This is a genomic window from Pseudomonas hygromyciniae (assembly GCF_016925675.1).
GTDB classification, from domain to species: domain Bacteria; phylum Pseudomonadota; class Gammaproteobacteria; order Pseudomonadales; family Pseudomonadaceae; genus Aquipseudomonas; species Aquipseudomonas hygromyciniae.
In genome coordinates this window covers 1,516,120-1,529,787 of record NZ_CP070506.1, presented here as the reverse complement: position 1 = coordinate 1,529,787, position 13,668 = coordinate 1,516,120, and the positions used below count along the sequence as shown (strand labels likewise).

Annotated in this window: 11 protein-coding genes; 3 read left to right on the top strand and 8 right to left on the bottom strand. The window is 61.2% G+C overall.

Going from position 1 to position 13,668, the window contains the following annotated elements; translation table 11 throughout:
* Window position 1: 1 nt before the first annotated feature.
* Window positions 2-1,534, bottom strand: a complete 1,533-nt coding sequence (locus JTY93_RS06715; RefSeq protein ID WP_205479998.1) for a 3-hydroxyacyl-CoA dehydrogenase — start codon at window positions 1,532-1,534, stop codon at window positions 2-4.
* Between the two features lie 161 nt (window positions 1,535-1,695).
* Between JTY93_RS06715 and JTY93_RS06710 the strand changes: the two genes are divergently transcribed.
* The 3 genes from JTY93_RS06710 to JTY93_RS06700 all read left to right on the top strand — a co-directional run bounded on the left by JTY93_RS06710 (window position 1,696) and on the right by JTY93_RS06700 (window position 4,380).
* Window positions 1,696-2,124 (top strand): PaaI family thioesterase, encoded by a 429-nt coding sequence (locus JTY93_RS06710; RefSeq protein WP_205479996.1) that lies wholly within the window; start codon window positions 1,696-1,698, stop codon window positions 2,122-2,124.
* Window positions 2,121-3,452, top strand: a complete 1,332-nt coding sequence (locus JTY93_RS06705; RefSeq protein WP_240357274.1) for a hypothetical protein — start codon at window positions 2,121-2,123, stop codon at window positions 3,450-3,452. Before JTY93_RS06710 ends, JTY93_RS06705 begins: the two co-directional genes overlap by 4 nt.
* A gap of 139 nt (window positions 3,453-3,591) precedes the next feature.
* Window positions 3,592-4,380: an IclR family transcriptional regulator gene (locus JTY93_RS06700; protein ID WP_029299054.1), complete on the top strand. Its 789-nt coding sequence runs from the start codon at window positions 3,592-3,594 to the stop codon at window positions 4,378-4,380.
* Between the two features lie 49 nt (window positions 4,381-4,429).
* Here JTY93_RS06700 and JTY93_RS06695 read toward each other — a convergent pair whose 3' ends face one another.
* The 7 genes from JTY93_RS06695 to JTY93_RS06665 all read right to left on the bottom strand — a co-directional run bounded on the left by JTY93_RS06695 (window position 4,430) and on the right by JTY93_RS06665 (window position 13,528).
* Window positions 4,430-5,374: an electron transfer flavoprotein subunit alpha/FixB family protein gene (locus JTY93_RS06695; protein ID WP_205518983.1), complete on the bottom strand. Its 945-nt coding sequence runs from the start codon at window positions 5,372-5,374 to the stop codon at window positions 4,430-4,432.
* Between the two features lie 16 nt (window positions 5,375-5,390).
* Window positions 5,391-6,140, bottom strand: coding sequence for an electron transfer flavoprotein subunit beta/FixA family protein (locus JTY93_RS06690; RefSeq protein ID WP_205518982.1), 750 nt, complete (start codon window positions 6,138-6,140; stop codon window positions 5,391-5,393).
* Window positions 6,141-6,171: 31 nt separating this feature from the next.
* Window positions 6,172-7,314 (bottom strand): acyl-CoA dehydrogenase family protein, encoded by a 1,143-nt coding sequence (locus tag JTY93_RS06685; RefSeq protein WP_205478219.1) that lies wholly within the window; start codon window positions 7,312-7,314, stop codon window positions 6,172-6,174.
* 12 nt (window positions 7,315-7,326) lie between these two features.
* Window positions 7,327-8,523 (bottom strand): acyl-CoA dehydrogenase family protein, encoded by a 1,197-nt coding sequence (locus JTY93_RS06680; protein WP_205478218.1) that lies wholly within the window; start codon window positions 8,521-8,523, stop codon window positions 7,327-7,329.
* Between the two features lie 40 nt (window positions 8,524-8,563).
* Window positions 8,564-10,669, bottom strand: coding sequence for a 3-hydroxyacyl-CoA dehydrogenase NAD-binding domain-containing protein (locus JTY93_RS06675; RefSeq protein ID WP_205478217.1), 2,106 nt, complete (start codon window positions 10,667-10,669; stop codon window positions 8,564-8,566).
* A 171-nt stretch (window positions 10,670-10,840) separates the two neighbouring features.
* Window positions 10,841-12,205 (bottom strand): spinster family MFS transporter, encoded by a 1,365-nt coding sequence (locus JTY93_RS06670; RefSeq protein WP_205478216.1) that lies wholly within the window; start codon window positions 12,203-12,205, stop codon window positions 10,841-10,843.
* Between the two features lie 57 nt (window positions 12,206-12,262).
* Window positions 12,263-13,528 (bottom strand): OprD family porin, encoded by a 1,266-nt coding sequence (locus JTY93_RS06665; RefSeq protein ID WP_205478215.1) that lies wholly within the window; start codon window positions 13,526-13,528, stop codon window positions 12,263-12,265.
* Between the last annotated feature and the right edge of the window lie 140 nt (window positions 13,529-13,668).

Here is a 13,668-nt window from a genome sequence, read left to right as displayed (position 1 = left end):
GTTATTGCTCCTGCACGGCAGAGGGTTGATCGGGAGTTTGCAGGCTCAGGCCCAACTGGACCCGGCGACGCAGCCAGGGGCTGGGACGATAACGCGGCTCCTCATAGCAGCCTTGAATGCCACGCAGCACCGCGAGGATTTTGTCTGCGCCATAGAACTCGGCCAAAGCCAGTGGGCCACGCGGATAACCCAGCGCCAGCATCACCGCGCGGTCGAGGGTGGCCGGGGTGGCGATGCCGCGCTGGACGATTTCCGCGCCCAGATTGGCCACGCTTGCCACGACCCGCTGAATGATGAAACCGGGTGAGTCATTGATCACTTCCACCGGTACCCCGTTGCTGCCCAAGGCCTGAACCGCCTGGGCTTCGAATGCCGGGTCCAGCGCAGGCTGGCGCATCAACACCAGGCGTTTGGAGAAGTCGCAGAAGGTATCCAGGGCCAGGGTGCGCTCGGCGGGCAACCCTTGGCGCGCGATCACGCTGGTGGCATCTTCCCCCAGCGGGGTTATCAGGCAGATTGCGTCGGCAGACGGTTGAGCGCCCGCTTCGAGAATCGCCCCGCCGGCTGCGAGCAAGGCCGCCACTTCGCCCCTTACCTGCGCATCCTGGCTGTCGAGCCAGAAACAACGATCAACCGGTACAGGTGCGCGCTGGGGCTGCGGCGAACGCAGTTGCTGACCATCGACATAGCGGTAAAAACCATGCCCATCACTCTTGCGCCCCAGCAAACCTGCGGCCACCCGCTGGGCCGCCAGGTAAGACGGGGTATAACGTGGATCACCATAAAACTGCGCGTAGATCGACTCCATCACGCCATGGGAGATGTCCAGGCCGGTGAGGTCAAAAAGCTCGAACGGCCCCATGCGAAACCCCGGGCCATCGCGCAAGATGCGGTCGATCTGCTCGACATCGGCAATGTTCTCGCCAAGGATACGCAACGCTTCAGTGCCATAGGCACGACCGGCATGGTTGACCAGAAAGCCCGGCGTGTCTGGGGTCTGCGCTGCAAAGTGGCCTGCTGCCTCGGCCAGCGCACACAGACGCTCCACCACCTGCACCTGGGTACGTTCACCGCGCACCACCTCGACGATCTTCATCAGCGGTACGGGGTTGAAGAAGTGAAAACCGGCAACCCGCTCGGGGTGTTGGCATCCGCTGGCGATCTGCGTGACGGACAGCGAAGACGTGTTAGTCGCCAGCACCGCGCTCGGCGCAACGATGGCTTCCAACTGGCGAAACAGCCCTTGCTTGGCCTCCAGGTTCTCGACGATGGCTTCGATCAACAGATCGCAACCGGCCAAGGCTTCCAGGCTGGCGGCGGGCTGCATGCGCGCCAGGGTCTGTTCCAACTGCTCGGGGCTGAGCTTGCCCTTGGCCACCTGGCGCGCCAACAGGTCCTTGTTAAAGCTCAGCGCCTGTTCGACCGCTTCAGGGCGCACGTCATACAGCAGCACCTCGCAGCCTGACGTCGCAAACACTTGAACAATGCCACGGCCCATGGCGCCGCTGCCAATCACACCGATACGTGAAAACATGGCTTCTCCGATTTTATGTTTCGCTGTGCAGAACCTAATTCCATATTGACTAGAATACTAATTATTGTCAGGCTCAACTTCAATCTAAAAAAGGCTCTTTGCGGAACATACCGTGCATAGCAAGTGCCGCCGTTCACCCCATAACAAAAAGAGAACACACCATGACCGTCTCACCACCCGCCGACCTGCAAGGCCTGTTCAGTGGATTCGCCGCGTACCTGGGCCTTGATCTGGTTGAATACGGCCAGGCGCAAACCATCATCGCGCTGCAGGTGCGCCCCGAGCACCTCAACCAAGCCGGCAACCTGCACGGCGGTGTGATTGCCGCCATGGCCGACGCGGCGCTGGGCATGTGTGGCACCTGGAACATCGACCCGGACCTGTGGCGCTTGTCGCTGACCCTGTCACTGAACATCAATTACATGGCTCCCGCCCCTGCGGGCAGTCGGGTTCGGGTCATCGCCCGGGTCCGGGGCGGCGGGCCGAAAATCTACATGGCCGCGTGTGATGTGCTCGATGCCGAGGACCACCTGTTGGCCAGCGCCGAAGGTGTGTTCAAGCGTAGCCGCCTGCGCCGCCTGCCCGCGTGAAACTGACACGCCTGCTGCCACTGGCCCTGCTCTGCGAACTGGTTGCCCTGGGCACGCGTACCAGTGCGTTCAGCCTGATCGCGGCGCTGCTGTTCGGGTTGTTTTTTATCCGCCACTGGCAGTCGCTCATGCCCTACCCTCGGCGCCTGGGCCTGGCGACGCTGGTGTTGCTCGCGATCTGGCTGGTCAAGGCCCCGCTGGATCTGCCCGCCGTCCAGCGCATGAGCAGCGCCGGCGCTTATTACGCAGCGTTCATTGGTGGATTGGGGCTGATGGGCTGCCTGGTCAAGCGCCTGCCGGCACTGCGGGAGGTGCATGGTTTTCTGTTGCGTGGACCACGTTCGCTGCTCTATCCGCGCTATCTGCTGGCCGCATTGGGGCTGGGGTCAATCCTCAGTTTCGGCATGCTCAACCTGATGTGCTCGACCCTGCACAGCTACCTGCAGCCGTTTGCGCCGGATCATCCGGGCCGGCGTGATGGCCAGCGCGGCGTGCTGACCGCTGCCATTCGCGGTTTTGCCCTGGTGCCGTTGGTTGCGCCGACCAGTATTGTCGTGGCGATCATCACCCGTGAAGTGCCGAGCCTGGCCTGGGCCGACCTGCTGCCTTACGGAGTGATCGCCACGGTGCTGCTCATGCTCATTGGCGCACGCACGGAAAACCGCCACTTGCAGACCCTGGTCGACGAATCACCCGAAATCCCCGCCGCGTCTCTCAACCCACTGGCGCTCGGCACCGCCGTGGGCATCGGTGCAATTGTGGCGCTGGCCAGCCTGAGTTGGCTGAACATCACCCAGGCGTCGCTGATGGTGGTACCGCTACTGGTCAGTGGCTGGCTGTTCCTCGAAAGCCCGCGCAAGGCCTACGACGAATTGGCCGAGCATCTGGCGGGCATGCGCAATGAGGTCTTTATATTTGGCTGCTCGGCGCTGTTCGGTGCGCTGTTCAATCAACTGGTTTCCCTGGAGCAACTGGTGCCGTTGCTGGGCGGCTCGTCACAGGTTTTCTGGCTGCAATGCATGGCGCTGCTGGGTGTAGTCGGGCTCGCTCTGGTCGGCATTGCGCCGATTATCACCCTGAGCATTTGTGCCGGCTTGCTCGCCCAATTGCAGGTGGCCGGCGTCAACCCATTGGGGCCTGCCGTCAGCCTGGTCTGCGCGTTTTCCCTGGCGATGCTGCTCTCGCCCTTTGGGCCTGCGGTGCTGATCCTGGCGCGCACGGCTGGCACCTCGGCGTGGACGATTGTCCTCACCTGGAATGGCCGTTTCGCGCTGATCGCCATTCCGGTGTTGCTGGCCCTGTCGTGGGTCGTGCAATGGATCCACTAGCGGAACGAGATTCCGCTATGCTGCCACTTTGCGCGACTATATAAGTCGTTGCATTGAAATCGCGACGGTTACTGCCCACACTGCCGGGCATTATCGACTAACCTCTTCCACTGCCTGTCCGCTGCCCACACGAGCCTCCATGACTGAAGAAATCGAAACGCCCGAGAACGAACCCAAGGACCGGAAATTCGTCGAAGCCCTGAGTCGCGGTCTCGAAGTGCTGCGCGCGTTCACCCACGGCAACGTCACCCGTGGCAACCAGGACATTGCGCGGATTACCGGCCTGCCCAAGCCCACGGTTTCGCGCCTGACCTACACCCTGACGCAGCTTGGCTACCTGAGCTACAACCAGGACGTGGAAAAGTACCAACTCGACTCCGGGGTGCTGGCCCTGGGTTACGCCTACGTCAACAACCTGCGGGTGCGCCAGCTGGGCAAGCCGCTGATGGACGAGTTCGCACGGCGCACCAACACCACCGTTGGCCTCACCTGCCGCGACCGCCTGTCGATGATCTACGTGGAAAGCTGCCGCCCACCCGACGTCGCCAGCCTGCGTATGGAAGCCGGTGTGCGCCTGCCGCTGAGCACCACTGCCGCAGGTCGCGCCTACCTGGCCGCCACGCCGGAAAACGAGCGGGCGCATCTGATCGGCGAAATAGCCAAGAAAGCCGGTGACGAATGGCCGGCCCTGGAGATCTCGTTGAACGAGTCGTTCCGCGAGTATGAAGAATTCGGTTTTTGCCTGTCCCTCGGCGAGTGGGACCGCAACGTCAACGCCGCAGGCGTTCCGCTGCGCCTGGCCGACGGCAGCATCATGGCCCTGACCTGTGGCGCGCCGAAGTTCCAGCTGCCTACCGACACCCTGCAAAGCTCCCTGGCGCATCAACTGGTGATGTTGGCCAGGGACATCGAAAGCCTGGGCGCCTGATCGCCATGGGCCATGCAGGCGCGCAACTGATCGCGCCTGCATGAGCCATCTACAGGCTAGCGCTCAACTCGGGAACCGCCTCGAACAAGTCCGCCACCAGGCCGTAATCAGCCACTTGGAAGATCGGGGCTTCTTCGTCCTTGTTGATCGCAACGATCACTTTGGAATCTTTCATACCGGCCAAATGCTGGATCGCGCCGGAGATACCGACTGCGATGTACAGCTGTGGCGCAACGATCTTGCCGGTCTGACCGACCTGCATATCGTTGGGTACGAAGCCTGCGTCGACTGCCGCGCGCGAAGCGCCGACTGCCGCGCCCAGCTTGTCGGCCAGGGCGTACAGGTGCTTAAAGTTGTCACCGTTCTGCATGCCACGCCCGCCGGAAACGACGATCTTGGCAGCGGTCAGCTCAGGACGGTCCGACTTGGCCAGTTCTTCGCCAACAAAGCTGGAAGTGCCAGCATCGTGAGCAGCAGCCACCGCTTCAACGGCAGCCGAACCACCTTCGGCGGCAACTGGGTCGAAACCGGTGGCACGCACGGTGATGACTTTGACGCCAGCAGTCGATTGCACGGTGGCAATGGCGTTACCGGCGTAGATCGGGCGCTTGAAGGTGTCGGCGCTTTCGACCGAAACGATCTCGGAGATCTGGTCAACGTCCAGCTGCGCAGCAACCCGTGGCAGGATGTTTTTGCCGTTGGAGGTGGCAGCAGCCAGGATGTGGCTGTAGCCAGCGCCTCCCGCCTCTAAACCAAGAGCAGCAATCAGAGGGGCAACGTTTTCCGGCAGTTGGTGCGCGTAGGCAGCGTTATCGGCCAGCAGTACTTTGCTCACGCCAGCGACTTTTGCTGCGGCTTCAGCCACGGCGCCAGCGCCTTGACCAGCGACCAGTACGTGGATGTCGCCACCGATTTTAGCGGCGGCAGCCACGGTGTTCAGGGTGGCCGGGGCCAGCACCTTGTTGTCGTGTTCGGCGATTACCAAGATAGTCATGATCAGGCTCTCCAATTCAAAGCACCTTCGCTTCGTTTTTCAGCTTCTCGACCAGTTCAGCCACCGACTTGACCTTGATACCCGCGCTGCGTGCCGCCGGCGCTTGGACTTTGACGGTCTTGTTGGTAGAGGCGGTGGAAACGCCCAAAGCATCCGGAGTCAGCACTTCGAGAGGCTTTTTCTTGGCTTTCATGATGTTTGGCAGGGACGCATAACGCGGCTCGTTCAAACGCAGGTCAGTGGTGACGATGGCCGGCAGTTTCAAGGAAACCGTCTGCGCGCCGCCGTCGATTTCGCGGGTCACGGCAACGCTGTCGCCGCTGACTTCGACTTTGGAAGCGAAGGTGCCCTGGCCGTATCCGGTCAGTGCAGCCAGCATCTGGCCAGTCTGGTTGTTGTCGCTGTCGATCGCCTGTTTGCCAAGGATCACCAGTTGCGGCTGTTCCTTGTCGACAACAGCCTTGAGCAACTTGGCAACGGCCAGGGAGGTCAGTTCTTCAGCGGATTCGACGAGTACGGCGCGATCAGCACCCAGCGCCAGGGCGGTACGCAGTTGCTCTTGAGCAGTAGCGGGCCCTACGCAAACGACGACGATTTCGGTCGCTATCGCTTTTTCTTTCAGGCGTACGGCTTCTTCCACGGCGATTTCGCAGAAGGGGTTCATCGACATTTTGACGTTAGCCAGATCGACGCCGCAATTGTCCGCCTTGACGCGAACTTTCACGTTGTAATCGACCACTCGTTTGACTGCGACGAGGACTTTCATAGGTGCTCCCTCAGAGTGAAAAATCGGCGGTTCATGCGGCATCGAGCAACGCGGCATAAGCCTTGAGGTGATGGTCGTCATCACCGAACTGATGACTGAGCATCACCAGGCGTTTGGCGTGATGCGCCAAGGTGTACTCCCAGGTCATGCCGATCCCGCCGTGCAGTTGGATCGCCTGCTCGGCGATGTTGCGCGCGGCGCGGGTGACGATGAACTTGGCGGCGGCCAGGGTCCTGGTGCGCTCAAGGCTGTCTGCTTCGTCGCAGCAGCACGCGGCCAGGATCGCCATGCTGGTGGCCTGTTCCAGGTCGGTACGCATGTCCACCATACGGTGCTGCAGCACCTGGAACTGACCAATCGCCACACCAAACTGTTGCCGGGTCTTCAAGTATTCCAGGGTCAGGCGACAGGCTTCCTGCATGCTGCCCAACGCATCCGCGCACTGTGCGGCAATGGCCCGCCCTTGCTGATAACGCAACGCCGCGAGGGCCTGGCCCGGTTCACCCAATTCCTGATCGGCAGAAACCTTCACCTTATCCAGGTAAAGGTCGCAGGCTTTGCGGCCATCGACCGTTGGATAGGTGCGGCGCTCGACGCCAGCGGCCTGCGGATCCACCAGGAACAGGCCAATGCCGTGCTCATCGCGGCTGTCACCACTGATCCGCGCGCTGACCAGAATCAAGCCGGCCTGGTGCCCGCCCATTACCACCGCTTTCCTGCCGGTCAGTGTCCAGCCCTCGGCCGTCTGTTCGGCACGGGTCTGCACATCGTTCAAATGGTAGTGGCTCTGCTGCTCCTCAAAGGCCGTGGCGAGCAGCAATTGCCCGCTGGCCACTTGCGCCAACAGGTCTTGCTGCTGGGCCGAGTTGGCGAGTTGCATCAGCAACCCACCGGCATAAATCACCGATTCCACATAGGGTTCCAGGCACAGGCCGCGACCGAACTCGGTCATCAACAGCATCGTATCGACGCCGCCCCCGCCAAAGCCGCCCAGGGCCTCGGGAAACGGCACCGCCGTCAGCCCCAGTTCACCGAGTTGCTGCCAGAACGTACGACTGAAACCCTCATCGCTCTGGGCATACTGCTCACGCGCCTCGAAGCTGTAGGCGTCGCGCACCAGGCGGGTGGCGGTGTCTTGCAGCATTTGCTGCTCTTCGGTCAGTTTGAAGTCCATGGTCAGAGCCCCTTACAGTTCGAGAATCATCTTGGCGACGATGTTTTTCTGAATTTCGTTGGAGCCGCCGAAGATCGACAGCTTGCGCAGGTTGAAATACTGGCTGGCCAACGCCACGCTGTAATCGGCGTGCAGGGGTTCGCCCGGATGATCCAGCTCCAGTTCTTCTTCCAGGTAGGGCAGCGCATAGGGCCCGATCACTTTGCGCAGCAAGTGGCTGATGGCCTGGCGAACTTCGGTGCCCTTGACCTTGAGGATCGAGCTTTCCGCACCGGGCACCCCGCCATCCTTGGCCGCAGCCAGGGTGCGCAAGGTGCTCATTTCGGTGGCCATCAATTGCATTTCCAGCTCCGCGACCTGGGCGCGAAACAGCGGGTCGTCGAAGATTGGCCGGCCTTCGCTCATCTGCTTACGGGCAATGCGCTTGAGGTGGGCTAGCGCCGCCTTCGACGCGCCGATTCCCGCCAGGCCAGTACGCTCGTAGGTGAGCAGGTATTTGGCGCATGTCCAGCCTTGGTTTTCTTCGCCGACCAGGTTCGCTACGGGCACCTTGACGTTGTCGAAGAACACCTCGTTGACCTCGTGTTCGCCGTCCAGGGTGATGATCGGCCGCACACTGATACCCGGACTGGTCATATCGATCAGCAGGAAGGAAATACCCCGTTGCTTCTGCGCCTGTGGGTCGGTGCGCACCAGGCAGAAAATCATGTTGGCGTGCTGGCCCAGGGTGGTCCAGGTCTTCTGGCCATTGACGATGTAATAGTCGCCCTCGCGCACCGCGCGGGTTTTCAGCGAGGCCAGGTCAGAGCCGGCGCCTGGCTCGGAGTAGCCCTGGCACCACCAATCGGCACCGTTGAGGATGCGCGGCAGGTAGTGGTCTTGTTGCTGTGGCGTGCCGTACTTGATCAGCACCGGCGCCACCATGTTGACCCCGAACGGAATGCTGCGCGGAGCGCCCACCAGTGCGCATTCCTCATCAAAGATATGCTTTTGCACAGCGCCCCAGCCAGTACCGCCAAAGGCCACCGGCCAATGGGTGGCGTACCACCCCTGCGCGTTCTGGATTGCCTGCCAGCGTAAGTGGTCATCCTTGGACAAGGGCTTGCCCAGGCGCACCTTGTCGGCCAGGTCCTGGGGCAGTTTGTTCTTCAAGAAGGCCCTGACTTCATCACGAAACGCCAGTTCTTCAGCGGTAAAATGAATATCCATGTTGTTTCTCCAAGCCATTGATAGACCGTGAAGCAGGCCGTTATGAATCCAGTTTCCAGTCAGCGAAGCGCCGCCCTTCTGCCGCCAGTTTTTCCAGCAGCGGCGCGGGCTCCCACCAGGCGCCGAAGCGTTGGTGGAACTCGCGAATACGGGCCAGTACCTTGTCCAGGCCAAGGCTGTCGGCATAGAACATCGGGCCGCCGCGCCAGGCGGCAAAGCCATAGCCGTTGAGGTAGATGACATCGATGTCGCTGCTACGCCGGGCGATGCCTTCCTGCAGGATTTTTGCGCCCTCATTGATCAAGGCGAACAGGCAGCGCTCGACGATGTATTCATCACTCAGGGCGCGCCGCTCAATGCCTTTGTCACGGGAGACGGCTTGCAGCAGCGGCAACAGTTCAGGGTTGGGCTCGGGACGACGGGAGCCGGGGGCGTAACAGTAGAAGCCCTTGCCGGTCTTCTGGCCGAGCATGCCGGCCGCGTACAACGCGTCGAGGACGCCGGGCAACGGATAGTTCGCGGGCAGCGTGGCGCGCTGGCGCTGGCGGATGCTCCAGCCAATATCCAGCCCCGACAGGTCCCGCATGGCATTGGGGCCCATGGCCATGCCGAAGGTGCGCAAGGCCCCGTCGACTTGCTCGGGAGTGGCGCCCTCCTCCAACAGGAACTCGGCCTCGCGGCCATACTGGAAGATCATGCGGTTACCGACGAACCCGTCACAGACGCCTACCACCACGGCAATCTTGTTGAGCTTTTTGCTCAATTGCATAACAGTGGCCAACACGTCGAGAGCGGTGTGCCGCCCACGCACGACTTCCAGCAGGCGCATGACGTTGGCCGGGCTGAAAAAGTGCAGGCCCACCACATCCTGAGGCCGTGAAGTGAAGCCAGCGATCACATCCAGATCCAGTGACGATGTGTTGCTGGCGAGGATCGCGCCGGGTTTGCAGACGTGATCCAGGCGTTCAAACACCTGGCGCTTGACCTCCAGGCTTTCAAACACCGCCTCGATGACCAGGTCGGCAGTGGCCAGCTCGCTGTAGTCCACCCCGCCATGCAGCAGCGCCAAACGCTGCTCCATCACGGCAGGGCTCAAGCTGCCACGGGCGACACTGGCTTCGCAGGTCTCGCGGGCACGTTGCAATGCCCGCTGCAGGGCCGGCTCATCGACTTCCAAGAGCAGCACGGCAATGCCGGCGCTGACAAAACTCAAGGCGATCCCCACGCCCATGGTGCCGCCACCGATCACTCCGACGCGTTCAACGGTGCGTACGGGCGTGTCCTTGGGCAGGTCGTCGATCTGGGCGCATTGGCGCTCGGCAAAGAAGGCGTGTACCAACGCCGCACGCTGCTCAGAGGCCAGGCACTCCTGGAACAGTGCGCGCTCGCGCTGCAAGCCTTCGGCCAGTGGCAGCAAGGTCGCCGCTTCGATCGCGGCGACACAGCGGGGCGGGGAAAAGAAACCCGGCAACCCCTGGGTGACAGCGGCGCTTTTGGCGGCGATCAACCCGGCGTTGTCCACGCCCTTGAGGGCGGCGGTTTGTTCACCGGTGCGCCGCACACCCAGGCCGTTATCCAGCATGCGTTGGGCAAAGGCGATGGCGGCGGTGCGGGGATCGCCGTCGAACAGTTCATCGACAATGTGATGCTCCCGGGCTTGCGTCGCGTTGATGGGCTGGCCGGAGACAATCATCTCCAGGGCCTTGGCCACACCTGCCAGACGGGGCAAGCGCTGGGTGCCGCCCGCGCCCGGCAGCAACCCGAGCTTGACCTCCGGCAGGCCGACCTTGGCATCGCGGCGGGCGATTCGATAATGGCAGCCCAGGGCCATTTCCAGGCCGCCGCCCAAGGCCGTGCCGTGAATCACCGCGACACAGGGTTTGTCGCTTTGTTCATAGGCGTTGACCACTTCCGGCAGGCTCGGCGCCTGGGGCGGCTTGCCGAACTCCTTGATATCAGCCCCGGCAATGAAAGTGCGGCCAGCGCACAGTAGCACCAACACCTTGGCCTGCGTGTCGATCTGGCCCTGGTGCAAGGCGCGTAACAGGCCTTCACGCTCGGCTTGACCAAGGGCGTTGACCGGCGGGTTGTTCAGGGTGATCAGTGCAATCTCGCCTTGGCGCTCGTAGCTCACGCTGGAATTCATCTGAACCTCGATATCTTGTTTTTATTGAAACCATGTTCCGCAATGCGGAACATGCGAATCGATTTTATCAAAGCGTCATGTTTTGGCAAACGGTTTCTGGAAAGATTGCCGACGGAAAAAAACTGACACCCCGTGGGGTGTCAGCTTGATCTAGCGAGAGAAATTACTGACTCAAGCGTCAGCCGCTGGCACCTGCCGCCCTGGTACCACCAGCGTGGGATCCTTGGGCGCCCAGCTTTTGAGACGCTCCAGGCTTTCGCGATACGAACGCAGGCCGCTCATCAGAATCACCACGGCCAGCACCAGCGAAACGCCCGTCACTACTGCCAGCGAGTAGCGCAGCGCCGAGTCGCTGCCGAACACATAATCGGTGCCCAAGGCCACGGCCGTCGGGCCAATCCCCAGGCCGATCAAGGTCACGGCAAACTGATACAGCGCCGAGGCCTGCCCACGCATCGGGCTGGGCACCACTTCTTGCACGGCCAAAGGGCCGACGCCAAAGGGCATGCTCACGGTAAACACGTGAAAGGCCATCATCACCAGGGCCAGGTTCTTGTCATCCACCAGATAGCCCAGGTTCGATGGCAAGGTCAGTACGGCAGCCAGGATTGCGATACGCAGGGGAGCATCGCGGTGACCGCGCTTGATCAGCCAGTCGCACAACCGGCCACCCACCAACAAGCCAAGAGAGCCGCAGATCGCCAGCATGCTGCCGTAGATCACCCCGACCTCAGGTACGCTCATGTCGAACGAGCGCACAAAAAATGTCGGGATCCAGGCACTGCTGCCGTAGGCCGTAAACGTCAGGCAAGCAAAGCCCAGGTTATGGCAAAGCATGGTGCGGCGGTTTTTACGCAGGTAATCGACGAACTCCGAAAACGGCAGCTCCAGGCCCGCCCCCACGCCATGGCGCACCGGCTCGCGCAGCAACAGCAAGCACAGGGAGAAGACCACACCAACCGCGCCGAGAATCAGGAACACCATTTGCCACGGGCGCACGGTGCCAATCAGCGGCAATGTCATATCGCCCTGGCTGGTAGCAAAGTGCACCGCCACCCCACCCAACAACAGGGCAACGCCCGAACCCAGGTAAATCGCCGTCGAATACACGCTGAACGCCGTACCGCGACGCTCAGGGGTGAAACTGTCGGAGATCATCGAATAAGCACAGGGCGCCAAGGAGGCTTCGCCTGCTGCCACGCCAATCCGGCAAAAAAGGAACTGCCAGTAACCTTTGACCATGCCGCAGGCGGCGGTCATGCCGCTCCACACCAGGATCCCGCACATCAGCAGGTTACGCCGGCTCTTGCTGTCGGCAATCCGCCCCAGCGGGATGCCGCAGAGGGTGTAGAAAATCGCAAACGACAGCCCCATCAACAGGCTCATCTGCGTGTCGCTGATATCCATGTCGTGACGGATCGGTCCCACCAGCAGGTTGAGAATCTGCCGGTCCACGAAGGATAAAACGTAGGCCAGCATCAGTATGCTGACGGTGAACCAGGCGCGTATACGTGATGGATAAAGTGCGTTCTTCATAGCCGCTACGACCTCATTGTTGTTATAGACCCGCCTGGCGGGCTGTCACCGACTCGACTACAGGAGTGGCAGGGTGTAACTGATGATCAGGCGGTTATCGTCCAGATCACTGCCAAAGTGATTCATGCGCAAAGACGAGTTACGCCATTTCACCCCCAGATTTTTCAACGAACCGTCCTGGAACACGTAGGCAATGTCCGTATCGCGCTCCCACTCAGAGCCCGTCGGCTTGCCGGCACCCAACTCAATATCGCTGCCGTAGACGTAACGGGTCATGAAGGTCAGGCCCGGAATACCCACAGCGGCAAAATTGAAGTCGTAGCGCGCCTGCCAGGACCTCTCATCCCGGTTGGCAAAATCGTTGTTGGAAATAAAGTTGGGCAAGAACGCGTCGGCGCCATGGATATAGGCGTAGCCAGTGTCGCCACTCATCTTCTGATAGGCCAGACCAAACGCGTGGCCGCCCAGACTGTAGGTGAGCATCGCCGACACGGCAGTGTTATCGATATTGCTCTGGCCTTCGTTGTAGGACCGGGCATAACGCAAGTCACTCTTGAGCGACTGCCCTTCCCCAAGGGGCAGTACATGCAACAGGCTGAAATTGTGCTGGCGATAAAAGCGGTCGAGCTCACCGTAGAAGTAGCTGCCACTTAACTGGTTGCTCCACTTGTAACCGACACCGGCGAAGTTGAACTCATCGCTGGTGGCGCCCTTGCTGACACGAATGCCCTTGGCGTTGGCCACTGACGGCGTCAGGTCTTCGCGGTTCGTGGAGTCGCGCTGGGTCACTTGGCGGATCTGCCCCGCATCGAGGGTCACGTTGGCGAACTCCTGGGAATTCAGATGCACGCCCTCGAACGTCTGCGGCAGCAAACGGGTGTCGTTGAACTGCACCACCGGCAAGCGCGGATGCAAGGTGCCGATTCTGAGCAAACTCTTGGACGCCCGCACCTTGGCAGTCAGGCCAAGGGAGCCACTTTCATCCACCGCACGGCCATCTCGCTGACGAGGCAACAAGCCGGAACCGGCACGGTCCAGGCTGGAGTCGAGCTTCACGCCAACCAGGCCGATTGCATCCAGCCCAAAACCCACAGGGCCAGGGGTAAACCCTGACGCGTAACGCAGCAAAAAGCCCTGGGCCCATTCTTCCTGCTTGGACTGGGTGGTGCTGGCCTGGCTGTAGTCACGATTGATGTAAAAATTGCGCAGCTCGACGCTGGCCTTGCTGTCTGCGAAAAAGTCCGCCTGCGCCGACGCCGGCAGGCCTATCTGCCCAATGAAAACCAGGAGACACGTAGCAATGACGCGGGAATGGCACTCCATGATGCAGCCCTATTTTTGTTGTTATGTGTGAAGCTCCAGCGACACTTTGCCAGCGGCAAAGGCACGCTCCGGCTTTTACCACTCAAGATGTTTCGCTGTGCGAAATCACATTTTGATTTCAAGACAAAATATAAGCACTT

Bases quoted from the DNA above. Each gene is read 5' to 3' on its own strand.
- JTY93_RS06670 (WP_205478216.1), bottom strand. From the start codon at position 12,205: ATGAAGAACGCACTTTATCCATCACGTATACGCGCCTGGTTCACCGTC.
- JTY93_RS06715 (WP_205479998.1), bottom strand. From the start codon at position 1,534: ATGTTTTCACGTATCGGTGTGATTGGCAGCGGCGCCATGGGCCGTGGC.
- JTY93_RS06685 (WP_205478219.1), bottom strand. From the start codon at position 7,314: ATGGACTTCAAACTGACCGAAGAGCAGCAAATGCTGCAAGACACCGCC.
- JTY93_RS06690 (WP_205518982.1), bottom strand. From the start codon at position 6,140: ATGAAAGTCCTCGTCGCAGTCAAACGAGTGGTCGATTACAACGTGAAA.
- JTY93_RS06710 (WP_205479996.1), top strand. From the start codon at position 1,696: ATGACCGTCTCACCACCCGCCGACCTGCAAGGCCTGTTCAGTGGATTC.
- JTY93_RS06680 (WP_205478218.1), bottom strand. From the start codon at position 8,523: ATGGATATTCATTTTACCGCTGAAGAACTGGCGTTTCGTGATGAAGTC.
- JTY93_RS06695 (WP_205518983.1), bottom strand. From the start codon at position 5,374: ATGACTATCTTGGTAATCGCCGAACACGACAACAAGGTGCTGGCCCCG.
- JTY93_RS06665 (WP_205478215.1), bottom strand. From the start codon at position 13,528: ATGGAGTGCCATTCCCGCGTCATTGCTACGTGTCTCCTGGTTTTCATT.
- JTY93_RS06675 (WP_205478217.1), bottom strand. From the start codon at position 10,669: ATGAATTCCAGCGTGAGCTACGAGCGCCAAGGCGAGATTGCACTGATC.
- JTY93_RS06700 (WP_029299054.1), top strand. From the start codon at position 3,592: ATGACTGAAGAAATCGAAACGCCCGAGAACGAACCCAAGGACCGGAAA.